Here is a 17558-nt window from a genome sequence, read left to right as displayed (position 1 = left end):
CAATGAGCCACACAGTGACAGATGCCCAGCGCAAATGGCTGCCCCTGCTGGCGGCGGTCGGTTTCTTTATGCAGGCGCTGGATGGCACCATTCTCAACACCGCCCTGCCCAGCATGGCCGAGACCTTGGGAGAGAGCCCGCTGCAGATGCAGTCGGTGATCATTGCCTACATGCTGACGGTGGCGCTGCTGATCCCGGCCTCCGGCTGGCTGGCAGACAGATTCGGTACCCGCCGCATCTATCTGGCCGCCATCTCGCTCTTTACCCTCGGCTCGCTCGCCTGCGCCGCCTCCAATTCGCTCTCCATGCTGGTGGTCGCCCGGGTACTTCAGGGGATTGGCGGTGCGCTGCTGATGCCGGTGGGACGGTTGGCGGTGCTGCGGGTTTATGACAAGCACGAGCTGCTGCGGGTGATGTCGTTTGTCACCATCCCGGGGCTGCTCGGCCCGCTGATGGGGCCGGCGCTCGGTGGCTGGCTGGTGGAAGTGGCGAGCTGGCACTGGGTGTTTCTCATCAACCTGCCGGTGGGGTTGCTCGGCTTTATCGCCAGCTGGCACTTTATGCCGGAGCTGCGGCAGCAGACCGCCCGGTTCGACTGGCAGGGATTTGTGATGTTCAGCGTCGGCATGGTGCTGGTGTCGGTCGGCTTGCAGGGGCTGGGGGAGCACAGCATCTCGACCGGTTGGGCGCTGTTTGCACTGATCTTCGGCTTGGCGGCGATGGCGAGCTACTGGCTCTATGCCGCCAATGCACAGCAGCCGCTCTTTAGCCTGAACTTATTCAAGACCACCACCTTTGCCATCGGCATCTGGGGCAACCTGTTTGCCCGCCTCGGCAGCGGCGCCATGCCCTTCCTCACCCCGCTGTTTCTGCAACTGGGGCTCGGTTTCTCCCCGAGCAAGGCGGGGATGACCATGATCCCCACCGTGATTGGCGCCATGCTGACCAAGACGCTGGTTAACAAGCTTATTCCGAAGGTGGGCTATCGCCGCATTCTGATCGGCAACACCCTGTTGCTGGGGGCGATGATCGCCAGCTTCTACTTTATCGACAACCAGCTCCCCTACGGGGTCTTGCTGGGCTGGCTGGCGATCTTCGGCGCCATCAACTCGCTGCAGTTCTCCGCCATGAACACTCTCACGCTGCAAGATCTCAGCCCGACCCTGGCCAGCAGTGGCAACGGTCTGCTCTCGGTAGTGATGCAACTCTCCATGAGTTTGGGGGTGGCGATTGCCGCCAGCCTGCTCGGGCTCTTCTCGGCGGGCACCTCAGCGGGCACCTTAGTGGCCGAGGGTCAGTGGCTGGCCGGGTTCCACCTTACCTACCTCTGTGTCGGGTTGCTCTCCATGCTGGCGGCGCTGATCTTCGCCCAGCTGGCGCGCGATGGGGCTACGCCGTCGGCGCGGGCAGATAGCTGACCTCGCAGGGGAGCTGCGCCAACACTTCGGCCAGATGCTCGGTCGCCAGCAGAAAGGTCTGCTCCGGGTGGCCCGGAGTCCAGGTGAAGGCGGTGTGGTTGAGCAGTTGCGGATCCACCAGTAGCGGAATATCGGCGCGGGGCAGGAAGGGGCAGACCGCTCCCGGCAGGCAGCCAATCTCCGCCTGCATCTCTTCGGCGGTGCAGATGGAGGGCTTGGCACCGAGTGCGGCCTTGACCGCCTTGTTGTCGAGCCGTCCGTCCCTGTGGGTCAGCAGCAGGGCGAAGCGGCCATCCTTGAACTTGAGAAACAGGGTCTTGCTGAACTCCGCCTGCCAGCCGAGGCGGGCCTTGACCTTTTCATCGGTGGCGTAGTCGAGGATGGGTTCATGCTCATAGCGCTGGTGGGGCAGTTCTGCCAGCAGTTGGCAGTTGAAATGGTGAATGGTATCGAGTGGCATGGGGTTCTCCTGTAGTGGGCGCTATCCTGCCAGCCTCGCAGGGTCAGGCCCAATGACACTTTCTTATCCGTGATAAGCAACCCTGTCTGTGCAAACAACAAGGGCGCCGTGAGGCGCCCTTGCGGATCAGTGATGCTGCAATTCGCACGCTTCCCAGTGAAAGGGAATAGGGCACAGCTGCTGGGAGGCCTTGTCATAGGCTTGCCACAGCTCGCCCATGGTGCGGCCATCGACGGGGTGGCGCAGTTTGGGGGCCAGCTCGGCCAGTGGCCAGAGCACGAAGGCGTTGGTGAGCACTTCACCGCGCGGCAGCACCAGCGGGGTGTCGCAGACCAGATCGCCATAGAGCAGCAGATCGAGATCCAGGGTGCGCGGGGCGAACTTCTTGGCATCCGGCTCGCGGCCGTGGGCGAACTCCATGGCCCGCAGTCGCTGGCAGACGGTGGTCAGCGGCAGATCGGTCTCGGCAGCCGCCACCAGGTTGTAGAAGGGGCGGCCGTTGAAGCCGACCGCCTCGCTCTCGAATACCCGGGAGACCCGCAGCTCGCCAAACTCGGCGTGCAGGGCATCGAGCCCGGCGCGAATATGGCGCTCTCGCTCGATGTTGGAGCCGAGGCTGATATAGATGGTGGTCATCAGTTGCTGCTCGCAGTTGGTGTGCGATGGCGCAGGATCTCGACGCCGACCCCGGCGGCATTGGGCACGGCGCCCGGCTTGGTGAGGGTCACCTTGACCCACTGTACCCGCTCGTCGGCGAGCACCAGCATTGCAACCTGCTCGGCCATGGTCTCGACCAGCTCAACGACTTTGCCGGTGACATGCTCGCAAATCTTGTTGGAGAGGTCGGCATAATCCAGTGCCAGATTGATGTCGTCGGTTGCTGCCGCGGGGCGGTTGTCGAACCCCATCTCGAGGTCAAAACGGAGCTTTTGGCGAATGCCCTTCTCCCACTCATATACACCTATGGTGGTCAAAACTTCGAGTCCGCGAATAAACACCTTGTCCATGACTGTACTTCTTCTTTACTCTTGATGGGCTGTGATGACAGCGCAGGGATGCTGGCCGGGCAACAGGCTTGCCGAGGCGCTCTGGGTGGGCATGGGCCCATGCCAGCGTATGTGGCCCGCATCATACCCCATTCATATCGTGGTAAAAACGACCAAGATGACGGCCCTGACGATTTTGATGATTATTCTGGCCTACCTGGGTGGTTCTCTATCCAGTGCAGTGCTGGTTTCCCGCATCACGGGTCTGCCGGATCCCCGTGACCACGGCTCCCACAATCCGGGGGCTACCAATGTGCTGCGCCTCGGCGGCCGGATGGCGGCACTGGTGGTGTTGCTGCTCGATGTGCTCAAAGGGACGGTTCCCGTCTATCTCGCCTGGTATCTGCAGATCAAACCCGTCTACCTCGGCTTTATCGGGGTCGCCGCCTGTCTCGGCCATATGTACCCCCTCTTCTTTCATTTTCGTGGCGGCAAGGGGGTGGCGACGGCGCTCGGTACCATGCTGCCCATCGGCTTTACCATGGGGGGCGCCGTGATTGGCACCTGGCTGCTGGTGCTGCTGGTGAGCGGCTACTCCTCGCTGGCCTCCATCATTACCGTGCTGCTGACGCCGCTCTTTACCTACCTGCTCAAACCCGAATATACCCTGCCAGTCTCGCTGCTCTCCTGCCTTATCCTGCTCCGCCATCACGAGAACATCTCCCGCCTGCTCAAGGGGGAAGAACCCAGAGTCTGGGGGCGAAAACGTGCGGCCTGTGCCGAGGAAGTGGCAGAAATGGACGATGCTGCGCAAAAAAGAGACGAACGAGACAAAAAGTGAAATTTCCCGTTGACCATCCGCCTTAAAATCCGTTTAATAGCGCCCACGCCCAGATAGCTCAGTCGGTAGAGCAGGGGATTGAAAATCCCCGTGTCGGCGGTTCGATTCCGTCTCTGGGCACCAAAATTTGGTGCCATGAAATAAAAATTTGTTCATGCACAATGGTTTAAAGTGTGCCGGCTTAGCTCAGTAGGTAGAGCAACTGACTTGTAATCAGTAGGTCACCAGTTCGATTCCGGTAGCCGGCACCATTTGCCCAGATAGCTCAGTCGGTAGAGCAGGGGATTGAAAATCCCCGTGTCGGCGGTTCGATTCCGTCTCTGGGCACCAATTACAATTCCTCCTTAGTTCAGTCGGTAGAACGGCGGACTGTTAATCCGTATGTCACTGGTTCAAGTCCAGTAGGAGGAGCCAATTCAAAAAGCCCTTGTCGCAAGACAAGGGCTTTTTTCTATTTGGCGCAGCCATTTTTTAACCATAAAAACAACCACACACGCACAGATGAACCGCAGGATAGATATGGAAAATCATGTAGTTATAGAGTCAAAGGGGCGACTTGCCGCCATTCGAAACTGGATGGAACCCGTGCTGGTGCTGCTTATTCTTGGCAGCCTGTTCGGTTACCTCGGCAGCCAGATGGGCCTCTCTGCCATGGTCAACACCCTGTTCAATACCGCCCACCAGCTGCTGCTCAATACCGTGCTCTTTATCATGGGGATCACTGTGCTCTCCGGTGCCCTGAGCCAGCTCTTGAGCGAGTTCGGGGTGATCCGCCTGCTGGAGGTGCTGCTGGCCCCACTGATGAAGCCGGTGTTTCGTCTGCCCGGTCGCACCGCGCTGGCGGCGCTGATGACCTTCTTCTCCGACAACCCGGCGGTGATCAGCCTCGCCAAGGACAGCCGCTTTCGCAAAGGCTTCACTCCGTGGCAGCTGGTGTCGCTGACCAACTTCGGCACCGCCTTCGGCATGGGGCTGATCGTGGTGACCTTTATGGCCACCCTGCAACTGCCGAGCGGTGAATCCACCGCCAGCGCGGCGCTGATCGGGCTGCTGGGTGCTCTGGTGGGCTCGGTGGTCTCTACCCGATTGATGCAACGGATGATCCGCCCCTTGGTGGGGGAAGTGCTGAACGATGACGCTGTATCGTCCGACGGCCGCAAGGTCGGGGTGACCAAAGAGGCGGCTCCCGGCTGGCTGCGGATCCTCAACTCTCTGCTCGATGGCGGCAAATCCGGTGTGGAGCTGGGGATGGCGGTGATCCCGGGTGTGCTGATCATCAGCACCTTCGTGATGCTGCTCACCTTTGGCCCGGGCGACAAGGGCTATACCGGCGAAGCGTTTCAGGGGGTTGCCCTGCTGCCGGTGCTGGCCGCCAAGGTGAGCTGGCTGTTTGACCTGCTGTTCGGCTTCCAGCAGCCGGAGCTGGTCGCTTTCCCCGCCACCTCGCTTGGTGCGGTTGGTGCCGCCATGTCACTGGTGCCGCCTTTTATTGCCAAGGGGTGGATCACCGGTAACGAGGTCGCGGTGTTTACCGCCATGGGGATGTGCTGGAGTGGCTTCCTGAGCACCCACACCGCCATGCTCGATGCCCTCGGCTATCGCCACCTCACCTCCCGCGCCATCGTTGCCCACACCATCGGCGGCCTGTGCGCCGGTGTGGCCGCTCACCAGCTCTATCTGCTGCTGGGCTGAGTCGGGTTCAGACACGGATACAAAAAGAGGCTCTTCGGAGCCTCTTTTCATTTCTATTGGTCACGCCTTGTGGGCGGATCACCGCTCGATTAGTAAGCCCGCAGGTCGTTATTCGGTGCCTGATCGCTGCGGTGCTTTTGTCAGGTTTTACTCTGTTGGTGCCATCAGCAGCGCAAGTGGCTCAAAGAGTTGGCGATCAGGGTGTGAAAGGAAGGTGTCGCGGCTCGGGTGGGCGGCAAAACGCTTTGCCACCATATTGCCACTACCGCCCGTGGCGGCAGCTACTGGCCGCCTGACTCCCCTTTGCGCTCGGCTATCTCCTGCGTGCTGCTTGAACAAATAGATCAGCCATTCAAGGGATTAGCCGGTGCGGTACGTTTTATCGCCGTGCTGGCCCCGCTTATGCACATCTCTTGGCAACACCATCAAGGGTCGTTGTCGCGGAGAGTTATCATGATCAGCAGCCTGCTTCCCCTTGCCTCGATCGCCCTCAAGCTGGGCAGTCAGCTGCTTGTCAGCAGTAGCAAACCTGAGCCTGTGCAGCCTGCCGTACAGGAGGATCGCCTTGCCCCGACTGTCCAGAGCTTGTTCCAGCGACTCGGTATCAAGGATGCCGATAGCGAACAGAACCGCTCGGCCATCAACCACTTTATGGGGGAGCTGATGCAGACTCTGGGGCAGGAGAATGGCGGTCAATCCCTCCCAGCCGCCATCGATAGCGCCCGCAACCAGCTGGCGAGCGGCATCCAGAGTACCCGCCTCGATGCGTTGCAAAGTGAACTCGATACCCTCAAGGGCACCCTTGGTGCCAGCGATCTCAACCTCGATCAGCTGCTCGGCGCCTTTAAACAGACCCTGCCCAATGGCAAGGGGGAGGGGGTTGGCAAGCTGCTCAATGCCAGTGCGTAAAATATAAGGTAAGGAAATAAGGTATTATCACCTGTTAGATTGATCCAAAATACGATAGATTAGTATCGACTTTAATTTTAAAAAATCACAATTGCATTATAAATATACAGGTTATTTTTAATGATATCTTGTTGCTTATTTTGGAGGCAGGATGGTGGATTTATTACCTATTTTTATTAAGGTGACAGAAACTATAAAAAATAACATGCATGAATGGTTTGAAAAATATCCGGATGGAATGCCATGGACTGTTGTTTCAGATTATTGTGTGGGAGATAACGAGAAAAATAACGATGTGTTTTCTTTTGTGATTATAGCTAATCATGATAAAACTGAAAACATAATGGAATATATATCTAAAGTGGCGCCTCGAGATTTGAAAAAAGTCAGACGGGTTCCTCAAGGACTAATTGACTATTTGACATGTGAATATCCTATAACATTTAGCATATCATTTGTGATAAATAGAAAGTCGGCTTTGTTACGTGATTATTTGGGTGTGGCTGAAATGCGTGAATTTATCCCAGATGTATCTAATTTAATAAATTCGCTTAAGGATAGCTCTCTTAAAAGTGATACATTAGACCCTACTTATTTCACTGATACATTGAAAAGATTGGATGTATTTTTGAATGACTTAGGCCGAAAACAGCTGAATGTTAGTCTGGCCAGACAAATTCATCTTGCATCTTCATTTGCTGCAACAGTGTTCTATCTAGTTACAAAATCAACTGGTGCGGGTCATATCAGATGGGTCTCAGATAGAGATAAGTTAATTGAAAATAATGATACGGTTGTATATGACTTATCCTACATATACTTTATTTTAATGCTGTCGGCTTGTGATAATAACGAGACGAATGAATTGGGCAATGTAATATTAAACAACCCTAATGTCACTTTTGAAGTGCCAGACAAAGTAGGTAAAAATAGATTCGATGCACTGATAAGGTTGCCTGACTATTTAGCTGGTACATTAGCTGATATTAGTGAAAACCTAACCTTCTCAAAAGATAAGTTTGATGTTGTATTTCAAAGTGTTTATGTACACTCATCTAATAATTGTATTGTTCAGCTAGGATCTGATGGCGAAAATATTTTTGCTCGTTCGGTGTTATATCGCTAGTGGGCTAACAGTTAATTTAATTGAGATAAAATGAATTTGTAAGCAAAGCGGCAACCTCGGGTTGCCGTTTTGCTTTCAACTTTGGATCACAAGCCGGTTGGCTTAACCCACCCGCTTGGCCAGCCACTGCTCTGCGGCAGTAAGGGCTGCTTCTACTTGCTCGCGGGCGACGCCGCCTTTGGCGACCCGCTTGGCCAGGGTCGCTTCCAGCTCCAGATTGGGGTAGACGTCGAACTCGATCACCGGGCTGAAACGTTGGAATTCACCGATGGAGAGCTCCTCCAGCGGGCGGCCCACGCTGATGGCAAAGACCACGGTTTCACCGACGATATGGTGCGCTTCACGGAACGGAATCCCTTTGGCCACCAGATAGTCTGCCAGCTCGGTAGCGTTGGCATAGCCGCCCTGCGCCGCCGCCATGGTGCGCTCACCATTCACCTTCAGATCGATCAGCACCAGCGCCGCCATATCGAGGCAGTCGTGCCAGGTATCGAGGGCATCGAACAGCCCCTCCTTGTCTTCCTGCATGTCCTTGTTGTAGGCCAGCGGCAGCGCCTTGAGGCTCATCAGCATGCCCATCTGGGCGCCGACTACACGGCCGGTCTTGCCACGAATAAGCTCCAACGCATCCGGGTTCTTCTTCTGCGGCATCAGCGACGAGCCGGAGGTAACCGCGTCGGAGAGCTCGACAAAGCCCGCCTCGCCGGTGTTGTAGAAGATAAGGTCTTCGGCAAAGCGCGACAGGTGGGTCATGGAGAGGGACGCCACGTGCATCAGTTCCACCACGTGATCCCGATCGGAGACCGAATCCAGACTGTTGCGGGTGGCACCGGCAAAGCCCATGTCGAGCGCCAAGGCTTCGCGGTCGATGGCATAGGCGGTGCCCGCCAGCGCACCGCAGCCGAGCGGGCTGGTGTCGAGGCGCTTGAGGGCATCCTGCAGCCGGGAATAATCCCGCTCCAGCATCTCCACATAGGCCAGCGCCCAGTGGGCGTAAGTGACCGGCTGGGCCCGCTGCAGGTGGGTGTAGCCGGGCAGCACGGCGGCCTGATTGGCGCGGGCGGAGGCGACCAGCCCCTGTTGCAGGGCGGTGATGGAGCCGAGCAGCAGCTCGCCCTGCGCCTTGCACCAGAGTTTCAGGTCGGTGGCGACCTGATCGTTGCGCGAGCGGCCGGTGTGCAGTTTCTTGCCGAGATCGCCGACGGCGGCAATCAGTTGGCTCTCGACCCAGGAGTGGATATCTTCGGCGTCCGAGCTCAGGATCTGCTGGGGATCCTGCTGCACCGAGGCGAGCAGCACCTCCATCGCCTGTTGTAGTTTGCCCTGCTCATCGGCGGTCAATACGCCCACTTTCACCAGCGCGCGGGCCCAGGCCATGGATCCCTGAATATCCTGCTCCGCCAGCCGGTAATCAAACCGCAGCGAATCGTTGAACTGCTTGAACCGGCTATCGGCTCCCTGACTGAAGCGTCCACCCCAAAGTGCCATACTGCTCTCCTTGAATGCGTTGTCGGCGGCGCCTTGTGCCGTCGAGCTTGAAATCGTGCCCTGTTTTTCTGCGAGCCTGTTATCTCACAGAAGTGGCCCGGGCGCTGCCGCTCTTGTCACACCCGTCGATGATGGATCAGGGGGCTGTGCTCTCTGCCTGTAGAAGAGGGGGCCATGCCCCCTCAACGGAATCAACGGGTTATCGCGCTTGCTTAACCGTGGGTGTGGTCGCCACCGATAGCCTGATGTTGCTCCTTCATGGCGCGGATCCGGCTGGCCAGGGTGTAGAGACGAATAAAGCCTTCGGCATGGCTCTGGTCATACACTTCATCGGCCCCGAAAGTGGCGAAGTCTTCGGAGTAGAGGCTGTTCGGCGACTTCTTCTGCACCGCAGTGACCTGACCCTTGTACATCTTCAGCACCACTTCACCGTCGAGATCTTCGGCGATGGCGTTGGCAGAGGAAAGGATCGCCTTGCACAGCGGGGTGAACCAGCGGCCGTCATAAACCAGATGGGAGAACTCGGCACCCAGCTTCTCCCGCCAGGCGCGGGTCGGGCGATCCAAGACCAGCTCTTCCACGGCGCGCAGCGCGGCGACCATCACGGTACCGCCCGGGGTCTCGTAGCAGCCACGGGACTTCATCCCCACCATCCGGTTTTCGGTGATGTCGATGCGGCCCACGCCGTGCTTGCCAGCACGCTCGTTCAGGGTCATCAGGATCTGGTGCGGGCTGAGCGGCTGGTCGTCAACGGCCACCACTTCACCCTGCGCCACGGTCAGCTTGACGTACTCCGGCTGATCCGGAGCCTGCTCGGCCGGTACGGTCCACTGCCAGACCGCTTCGGACGGCTCGTTCCAGGTGCTCTCCAGCTCGCCACCTTCGGTGGAGATGTGCCAGGCGTTGGCATCGCGGCTGTAGATCTTCTTCAGGGTCGCCTTGCAGGGGATGTTGCGGGTCTCCAGATAGGAGAGCAGATCTTCCCGGGAGCGCATGTCCCAGATCCGCCACGGGGCGATCACTTTCAGCTGGGGCGCCAGCGCGGCAACCGCACCTTCGAAACGCACCTGATCGTTACCCTTGCCGGTGCAGCCGTGGGAGATGGCATCGGCCCCTTCCGCCAGCGCGGCCTCGACCATCGCCTTGGCGATCACCGGACGAGCCATGGAGGTACCCAGCAGATAGGTGCCTTCATAGACGGCGCCGGTCTTCAGGGTCGGATAGACGTACTCTTTGACGAACTCTTCCCGCAGATCCTTGACGATGCACTTGGTGGCGCCGGAGGCGATCGCCTTCTGCTCGATCCCTTCCAGATCGTCGCGCTCCTGACCGACGTCGGCCACGAAGGCGATGATTTCGGCGTCATAGTGCTCTTTGAGCCAGGGAATGATGGCCGAGGTATCCAGTCCACCCGAGTAAGCCAGTACGATCTTGTTGATTCCGCTCATTTTACTTCTCTCCATGATGATTCGATAAAGGGTCGTGATTCAGGTTGATTGCCGCGTTACTTGCCGCCGAGAAGGGTCAGCAACACGGCGTTCTGGATATGCATCCGGTTTTCGGCCTCGTCCATGATGAGGGAGGCGGGGCCATCCATCACCTGCGAGGTGATCTCCAGCTCCCGATGAGCCGGCTGGCAATGCAGCACGTGCTGGATGCCGGTGCGGTCGAGCAGGGCCTGGTTGATCTGGTAAGGCATAAAGAGGTCTTTGACCTGCTCCATCGGGGTGTTGTCGCCCATGGAGACCCAGGTATCTGTGTAGGCCACGTCGAACCCTTCGATATCTGCCACGTCATCGCTGATGTGGATGGTTGCCCCCGACTTGGCCGCCAGCGCCTGCGCTTGCAGGAAGATCTGGGTATCCGGGCCGTGGCCTTTCGGGCATATCAGGGTGACGTCGGTGCCCAGAGTCGCCCCCAGCAGCAGCAGAGAGTGGCTGACGTTGTTGCCATCACCGAGGTAGGCAAGCTTCACCTTCGACAGGTCGTCGTAGTGCTCGGCAATGGTCATAAAGTCGGCCAGCCCCTGACAGGGGTGGTAGAGGTTGCACAGGCTGTTCACCACCGGCACAGAGCCGTGTTCAGCAAGCTCGACCAGGGTCTGGTGATCGAACACCCGGGCGACGATGGCATCACACCAGCGGGACAGGTTGGCGGCGAAATCCTTCACAGACTCCCGCTTGCCCAGCGCGCCGTTCTGCTGATCCAGATAGACGCTGTGGCCGCCCAGTTTGGCGATGCCGATGTCGAAGGTGACCCGGGTGCGCAGGGAGGGTTTCTCGAACAGGGTGACCACGCTCTTGCCGGCCAGCGCCTGGCTGTACTTCTTCGGGTCGGCTTTCACTGCTTTGCCCAGCGCAATCAGTGCTTCAATCTGGGCTTTGTTCAGATCACTGTCTTTCAGAAGATGTTGCATCGGATGTTCCTTGTTCCGGTGGAGATCAAATGGCCACTTGGGTGCCGACCGCGCCGCCAGCCAGCAGCTTGAGCAGCTGGTCCGGGTAACGCCAGCTGGCGACACAGACCGGCTTGCCAAGGGTCTGGGCGGCGTGCAGGGCCGCTTCTACCTTGACAGCCATACCATCGCGGATCACCCCTTTCTCCATCAGGTCCAGTGCGGTCAGCTTGTCGAGCTGGGGCACCAGCTTGCCCTTGCCATCGAGGATGCCGCTCACGTCGGAGAGCATCACCAGATCGGCACCGAGCGCCTCGGCAATGGCGGTGGCCGCCTGATCCGCGTTGACGTTCATCAGCTGCCCCTCGGCGGTGATGCCGATGGAGCTCACCACCGGCAGGAAGCCCTGACCGAGGATGCCCGCCACCAGTGCCGGGTTGCCCGGCTTGCACTCGCCGACCGCGCCGAGATCCGGGTCGAGCTGGGTCACCTGACAGAGGCCGCCATCCGCCAGACAGAGCCCCACCGCCGGAATGCCGGTGGCGATCGCCTTGGCCATCATCTGCTTGTTGGCAGTGCCCGCCAGCGCCCCGGCAATAAAGGGGATCTGCTCGAACGGGGTCACCCGCAGGCCGTTCTTCTTGGTGGAGGTGAGACCCAGCCCCTTGAGCAGGTCATCCACCAGACAGCCACCGCCGTGCACCAGCACCAGCGGACGGTGCTGATCGTCGAGAAAGGTTTTGAGGGTGGCGAACAGGGCGGCCAGCGCCTCGTCGTTCTCGATAAGGGCGCCGCCCAGCTTGATTACCAACGTCTGTTTGTCCATGTTCGAGATCCTTCCTAAGTCCTTAAATCAGGCCGGTGGCCGGTTCAAAACCAAATTTGATATTTATGCACTGCATGGCTTGCGAGGCGGCGCCCTTGAGCAGGTTGTCGATGGCGGAGACCACCACCAGCATGTTGCCCTGCTGTTGCCAGGCGATGTCGCAGTAAGGGGTGTTTGCCACACCGCGAATAGAGGGCATCTGGCCGGTGAGGCGCACCAGCGGCTTGCCTTCGTAAGCCTTGAGGAAGGCCTGATCCACCTGGGTGGGGGTGACGCCGTCCGCCAGCTGCACATAGATGGTGGCCAGGATGCCGCGCACATAGTTGCCAAGGTGGGGCTGGAACAGCACCTCCTTGCCGAGGTGGTGGCTGATCTCCGGCTGGTGTCTGTGATTGAAGGTGCCGTAGGGATTGAGGCTCACTTCGCAGAAGCTGGTGTTGATGGCCGCCTTGCGACCGGCACCGGAAACCCCTGAGACGGCGTTGATGATGGGCTGCCACCCCTTGGCAATCAGGCCATCCTGCTGCAGCGGCTTGAGAGCACAGAGGGAGGCGGTCGGATAACAACCCGGCACCGCAATCAGCTGGGCGGTAGCGATGGCATCGGCATTCCACTCCGCCAGACCATAGACGGCCTGACCCAGCCACTGTTCGCTGTCGTGGGTGAAGCCGTAGAAGCTGTCGTAAAAGCCCTGATCCTTGACCCGGAAGGCGCCGGAGAGATCGAACACCGGCAGCCCCTTGGCGAGAAACTTGGGCGCAAGCTCGGCACTCACCTCGTGGGCGGTGGCCAGCAGCACCAGATCGGCCTGGGTCAGGATCCGGGTCATGCCGTCGTCGTCCAGCGGCAGCAGCGGCTGATCGAGGGCGCCGACCCACTGGGGATGCAGGGCAGAGAAGCGTTTGTGGGCATCCTGACTGCCGGCGGAGACATAGAGGCCGAACAGTTTGAGTTGTGGATGGTTCTGTACCAGTGCGGCCAGTTCGGCTCCCGCGTAGCCACTGGCACCGACGATAACGGTGTTAAGCATGTTGAATATTCCAAGTCAGAGTTCGAGATTCACAGCATGACGCTGCAGTGCACAAGGGTGTTCGAGCGCCCCTTTGCACAAGTGCGGAGGGGCAATTCAGGCGGGTGTGTGTCGTCGGTTATAGATCAGGTGACAGAACATTAACTTTCCCTTACAACTAGAAGCCTTTGTTGATGAGCCAGATATTCAGGTAAAATTAAAGAATATTCATGCACTCACTTTGCATTTGTATTTTCTAACAGAAACATTCCGGGGACGCAAGGAGGAGCTGATGGCCAATCTGGATTTTTTTTCACTTTATAAGAATATTATTGCGATTCCCTCTATCAGCAGCACGGATCCCAAGTGGGATCAGAGCAATGAGGCGGTGATCCGGCTGCTGGCCGACTGGTTCGGTCAGCTCGGTTTTCAGTGCGAGGTGACGGCGCTCCCCGATCTGCCGGGCAAGTTCAATCTGGTGGCGACGATCGGTCAGGGGGAGGGCGGTCTGCTGCTGGCGGGTCACACCGATACGGTACCGTTCGATGAGGGGGGCTGGAGCAAGGATCCCTTCAAGGTGACGGAAGAGGGCGATCGCCTCTATGGCCTCGGCACCATCGACATGAAAGGCTTCTTCGCCTTTATCGTCGAGGCGCTCAAAGAGATCGACCTCACCAAGCTGACCAAGCCGCTGCGCATTCTCGCCACTGCCGACGAAGAGACCACCATGGCGGGGGCCCGCGCCATCGCCGCGGCGGCGGAGCTCAAACCCGACTACGCCGTGATTGGCGAGCCGACCGGACTGGTGCCCGTGGTGGCCCACAAGGGGCATATGTCGGAGGCGATCCGCATTACCGGCAAGAGCGGTCACAGCTCGGATCCCGCCAACGGCGTCAACGCCATGGAGATCATGCACAAGGCGATGGGGCAGGTGCTGCGCTTGCAGCAGGATCTGAAAGATCGCTACGCCGACCACCGCTTTGCCGTGCCGCAGCCGACCCTTAACCTGGGTTACATCCAGGGCGGCGACAGCCCGAACCGCATCTGCGGCTGCTGCGAGCTACATATCGACCTGCGACCCACTCCGCAGGTGGGGCCGGATGAGCTGATGGGGATGCTCAAAGAGGCGCTCTCTCCCATCGAGATCCACCAGCCGGGCTGCCTGCATCTGCAGCATCTGCATGAGCCCATTCCCGCCTACGCCTGCGCCGACGACTCTGTGCTGGTGCGCGAAGCTGAGAAGGCGAGCGGTCGCGCCGCCGAGTCGGTCAACTACTGCACCGAGGCGCCGTTTATCCAGCAGCTTGGCTGCCAGACCATAGTGATGGGCCCCGGTCATATCACCCAGGCGCACCAGCCGGATGAGTATCTGGACCTGTCTTTCGTCAAGCCAACCACCTCAGTGTTGCAGCACCTGATCAGACGTTTTTGCCTGTAGCGGCAGCGGTGAAAGGGGCGTAAAAACTGTAAGTAAGTTACATAACAAGCCGGTTGTGGAGTGGTGATGGAAATACATGTTCTGAATCGGCCTGTTATTTGACCTTGCGCAGACAATCTGGGTAGATTGTCACCCTAAGATGACGGAGCATATGTTGTAATCGCACAACAATAAGTGAGGTCGTCTAGCACCCCGGATGGGTGTCAGGCACCAACAAGATAAGGATGTGGAATGAACGAAAAGTACGCCGCACTACGCGCCAACGTAGGTATGCTGGGTCAGCTGCTGGGTAAATCCATCAAGGATCATCAGGGTCAGGCCTTTCTCGACAAGATCGAAACCATTCGCCAATTGGCCAAGTCCTCCCGCAAGGGCAATGAATCAGACCGGGAACGTCTGCTCGATACCCTGCGCACCCTGAGCGATGATGAACTGCTGCCGGTGGCCCGCGCCTTCAGCCAGTTCCTCAATCTGGCCAACGTGGCGGAACAGTTCCACACCATCTCCCGTCGCTGCGAAGAGCAGGTCTGCACCCCGGATCCGCTGGAGCAGATGTTCGACAAGCTGAAAGCCTCCAACCTGTCGCAAGAGGCCATCATTCAGGCCGTGCGCGAGCTGGATATCGATCTGGTGCTGACCGCTCACCCCACCGAGGTGACCCGTCGCACCCTGATCCACAAGCACGTACAGCTCAACGACTGCCTCGAGGCGCTGGAGCTTTCCGACCTGCTGCCCCGCGAGCGGGACAAGATCCTCAATCGCATCGAACAGCTCATCAATCAGGCGTGGCACACCAACGAGATCCGCGAACAGCGCCCGACGCCGGTCGACGAGGCCAAGTGGGGTTTTGCGGTGGTGGAGAACAGCCTGTGGCCCGCCATTCCCGAATTCATGCGCAATCTGGACGAGCGTCTGCAACACCATCTGGGTGTGCGGCTGCCGCTGGATGCCGCGCCGGTCAAGTTCACCTCCTGGATGGGCGGTGACCGCGACGGCAACCCCTTCGTTACCGCCAAGGTGACTGCCGAAGTGCTGGAGCTGGGCCGCTGGATGGCGGTGAGCCTGTTCTACAAAGACATCAAGGAGCTCACCTCCGAGCTCTCCATGTCCGACTGTACCGACGCCGTGCGTGCTCGCGTTGGCGATCACCCCGAGCCCTACCGCGCGCTGGTGCGCGAGCTGCGTGAAGCGCTGCGCGAAACCAAGGAGCACCTCACCGCCAAGGTGCAAGGCCAGGCTAGCGAGAGCCAGGATCTGGTCAAGACTACCGCCCAGCTGCGCGAGCCGCTGGAGCTCTGCTACCACTCATTGCACGCCTGCGGCATGGGCAACATCGCCGATGGCATGCTGCTGGACGTGCTGCGCAAGGTCGCCTGTTTCGGCATCCATCTGGTCAAGCTGGATATCCGTCAGGATGGCGAACGTCACGGTCTGGTCTTCTCCGAGCTGACCCGTTATCTGGGTCTGGGTGACTACGCCGAGTGGAGCGAGGATGACAAGCAGGCCTTCCTGCTCAACGAACTGAACTCCCGCCGCCCGCTGATCCCCCACGACTGGGAGCCGAGCGCCGAGGTGCGCGAGACGCTGGATACCTGTCAGGTCATCGCCGAGCACGACCCCGATGCGTTTGGCATCTACATCATCTCCATGGCCGGTGCGCCGTCCGATGTGCTGTCGGTGCAACTGCTGCTCAAAGAGGCGGGCTGCAAGTTCCGCATGCCGGTCGCCCCGCTGTTTGAAACCCAGGATGACCTGATGGCAGGCACCGCCGTGATGGAGCGCCTGCTCTCGGTGGACTGGTATCGCGGCTACATTCAGGGCCGTCAGTACGTGATGATCGGTTACTCCGACTCTGCCAAGGATGCGGGCATGATGGCCGCTGGCTGGGCCCAGTACGCCGCCATGGAATCCCTGGTGGGGCTGGCCGAAGCCAACAACATCCGCCTCACCCTGTTCCATGGCCGTGGCGGTACCGTTGGCCGTGGCGGTGCGCCTGCCCATCAGGCCATCCTCTCCCAGCCGCCGGGATCCCTGCGCGGCGGTCTGCGTACCACCGAACAGGGGGAGATGATCCGCTTCAAGTTCGGTCTGCCGAAAGTGGCGATCAAGAGTCTGGAGCTCTACACCAGCGCCGTGCTGGAAGGGAACCTGCTGCCACCGCCCAAGCCGAAAGAGTGCTGGCGCGAGGTGATGGAACAGCTGGCCGCCGACTCCTGCGATCACTACCGAAGCATTGTGCGCGGTCATCCGGACTTCGTCCCTTACTTCCGTGCCGCTACCCCGGAGATGGAGCTCGGCAAGCTGCCGCTCGGCTCCCGTCCTTCCAAGCGCAAGCCCAACGGCGGCGTCGAGAGCCTGCGCGCCATTCCGTGGATCTTCGCCTGGACCCAGAACCGGCTGATGCTGCCGGCCTGGCTCGGTGCCCACAAGGCGCTGCAGCAGGCGATCGACGGCGGCAAGCTGGCGGTGCTGGAAGAGATGAGCGCCCAGTGGCCCTTCTTCCGCACTCGCCTCGAGATGCTGGAGATGGTGTTCCTCAAAGCGGACGTCTGGCTCGCCGAGTACTACGACACCCGTCTGGTGCCGCAGGAGCTGTGGGGCCTTGGCAAACAGCTGCGTCAGGAGCTCGCCGAATCCATCGAGGTGGTGCTGAAACTGAGCCCGCGCGGGGATCTGCTGGAGGATCAGCCGTGGATCAAGGAGTCCATCAAGCTGCGCAACCCCTACACAGACCCGCTCAACGTGCTGCAGGCCGAGCTGCTCAACCGCTCCCGCAACCACCCGGAGACCCTGCACCCCGAGCTGGACAAGGCGCTGATGGTCACCATCGCCGGCATTGCCGCAGGTATGCGCAATACGGGTTGATAGCCAGCCCAAGCAAGAGGCTTTAGTTATATCTATCAAGCCAAAGGGCGCCAATAAGGCGCCCTTTGTTTTTTTGTTGCCCGGCAGAATTCGGCTCGATGGGAG

Annotated in this window: 15 protein-coding genes and 4 tRNA genes; 11 read left to right on the top strand and 8 right to left on the bottom strand. The window is 59.3% G+C overall.

The features are described 5' to 3' along the window. Window positions 1-2: 2 nt before the first annotated feature. On the top strand, window positions 3-1418 hold the full coding sequence (gene mdtD / locus G5332_RS11380) for a multidrug transporter subunit MdtD (protein ID WP_421172494.1): 1416 nt from the start codon (window positions 3-5) through the stop codon (window positions 1416-1418). On the opposite strand, the gene G5332_RS11375 is transcribed toward mdtD, so the two are convergent. The 3 genes from G5332_RS11375 to folB all read right to left on the bottom strand — a co-directional run bounded on the left by G5332_RS11375 (window position 1390) and on the right by folB (window position 2885). Continuing rightward, window positions 1390-1878: a YbaK/EbsC family protein gene (locus G5332_RS11375; protein ID WP_005336108.1), complete on the bottom strand. Its 489-nt coding sequence runs from the start codon at window positions 1876-1878 to the stop codon at window positions 1390-1392. The two genes, mdtD and G5332_RS11375, sit on opposite strands and share 29 nt — an antisense overlap. 126 nt (window positions 1879-2004) lie before the next feature. Beyond that, on the bottom strand, window positions 2005-2514 hold the full coding sequence (gene folK, locus G5332_RS11370) for a 2-amino-4-hydroxy-6-hydroxymethyldihydropteridine diphosphokinase (protein WP_107684303.1): 510 nt from the start codon (window positions 2512-2514) through the stop codon (window positions 2005-2007). After that, window positions 2514-2885 carry a dihydroneopterin aldolase gene (gene folB, locus G5332_RS11365; protein ID WP_042053564.1) on the bottom strand — a complete coding sequence of 124 codons (372 nt, stop codon included), beginning with the start codon at window positions 2883-2885 and terminating at the stop codon, window positions 2514-2516. Before folB ends, folK begins: the two co-directional genes overlap by 1 nt. A 157-nt stretch (window positions 2886-3042) precedes the next feature. Between folB and plsY the strand changes: the two genes are divergently transcribed. From plsY to G5332_RS11325, 8 genes are all read left to right on the top strand, one after another. Further along, window positions 3043-3705 carry a glycerol-3-phosphate 1-O-acyltransferase PlsY gene (plsY, locus tag G5332_RS11360; protein ID WP_421172493.1) on the top strand — a complete coding sequence of 221 codons (663 nt, stop codon included), beginning with the start codon at window positions 3043-3045 and terminating at the stop codon, window positions 3703-3705. Window positions 3706-3752: 47 nt separating this feature from the next. Then, window positions 3753-3828 (top strand) — tRNA-Phe (locus tag G5332_RS11355). Window positions 3829-3880: 52 nt separating this feature from the next. Further along, window positions 3881-3956, top strand: a tRNA-Thr gene (locus tag G5332_RS11350). Between the two features lie 3 nt (window positions 3957-3959). Beyond that, window positions 3960-4035: transfer RNA gene (locus tag G5332_RS11345), tRNA-Phe, on the top strand. Between the two features lie 8 nt (window positions 4036-4043). After that, window positions 4044-4119 (top strand) — tRNA-Asn (locus G5332_RS11340). A gap of 105 nt (window positions 4120-4224) precedes the next feature. Next, window positions 4225-5397 (top strand): CD0519/CD1768 family membrane protein, encoded by a 1173-nt coding sequence (locus G5332_RS11335; protein WP_005355060.1) that lies wholly within the window; start codon window positions 4225-4227, stop codon window positions 5395-5397. A gap of 453 nt (window positions 5398-5850) precedes the next feature. Continuing rightward, window positions 5851-6306 carry a hypothetical protein gene (locus G5332_RS11330; RefSeq protein WP_421172526.1) on the top strand — a complete coding sequence of 152 codons (456 nt, stop codon included), beginning with the start codon at window positions 5851-5853 and terminating at the stop codon, window positions 6304-6306. Between the two features lie 151 nt (window positions 6307-6457). After that, entirely contained in the window at window positions 6458-7432 is a 975-nt protein-coding gene (locus G5332_RS11325; protein ID WP_421311258.1) for a hypothetical protein, read from the top strand. Between the two features lie 102 nt (window positions 7433-7534). Here the strand turns inward: G5332_RS11325 and argH are convergent, their stop codons facing one another. From argH to argC, 5 genes are all read right to left on the bottom strand, one after another. Next, window positions 7535-8920: an argininosuccinate lyase gene (gene argH / locus G5332_RS11320; RefSeq protein ID WP_421172491.1), complete on the bottom strand. Its 1386-nt coding sequence runs from the start codon at window positions 8918-8920 to the stop codon at window positions 7535-7537. Between the two features lie 212 nt (window positions 8921-9132). Next, window positions 9133-10368 carry an argininosuccinate synthase gene (locus tag G5332_RS11315; protein ID WP_421172490.1) on the bottom strand — a complete coding sequence of 412 codons (1236 nt, stop codon included), beginning with the start codon at window positions 10366-10368 and terminating at the stop codon, window positions 9133-9135. Window positions 10369-10424: 56 nt separating this feature from the next. Continuing rightward, window positions 10425-11336: an ornithine carbamoyltransferase gene (locus G5332_RS11310; RefSeq protein WP_257700200.1), complete on the bottom strand. Its 912-nt coding sequence runs from the start codon at window positions 11334-11336 to the stop codon at window positions 10425-10427. Between the two features lie 25 nt (window positions 11337-11361). Further along, window positions 11362-12141 carry an acetylglutamate kinase gene (argB, locus tag G5332_RS11305; RefSeq protein WP_421172489.1) on the bottom strand — a complete coding sequence of 260 codons (780 nt, stop codon included), beginning with the start codon at window positions 12139-12141 and terminating at the stop codon, window positions 11362-11364. A 22-nt stretch (window positions 12142-12163) separates the two neighbouring features. After that, window positions 12164-13171, bottom strand: a complete 1008-nt coding sequence (gene argC / locus G5332_RS11300; protein WP_421172488.1) for an N-acetyl-gamma-glutamyl-phosphate reductase — start codon at window positions 13169-13171, stop codon at window positions 12164-12166. A 271-nt stretch (window positions 13172-13442) separates the two neighbouring features. On the opposite strand from argC, the gene argE reads away from it, so the two are divergent. After that, the gene (gene argE / locus G5332_RS11295) at window positions 13443-14588 is read left to right on the top strand and encodes an acetylornithine deacetylase (RefSeq protein ID WP_421172487.1); all 1146 of its coding nucleotides are present in this window, start codon (window positions 13443-13445) and stop codon (window positions 14586-14588) included. A 231-nt stretch (window positions 14589-14819) separates the two neighbouring features. Beyond that, window positions 14820-17453: a phosphoenolpyruvate carboxylase gene (ppc, locus tag G5332_RS11290; protein ID WP_115522987.1), complete on the top strand. Its 2634-nt coding sequence runs from the start codon at window positions 14820-14822 to the stop codon at window positions 17451-17453. The last annotated feature ends 105 nt before the right edge of the window (window positions 17454-17558 follow it).

Source organism: Aeromonas sp. 603757 (genome assembly GCF_049171255.1).
Lineage (GTDB): Bacteria > Pseudomonadota > Gammaproteobacteria > Enterobacterales > Aeromonadaceae > Aeromonas > Aeromonas veronii_A.
The sequence above is the reverse complement of the archived record's forward strand: the minus strand, read 5'-3'. Positions and strand labels throughout refer to the sequence as shown.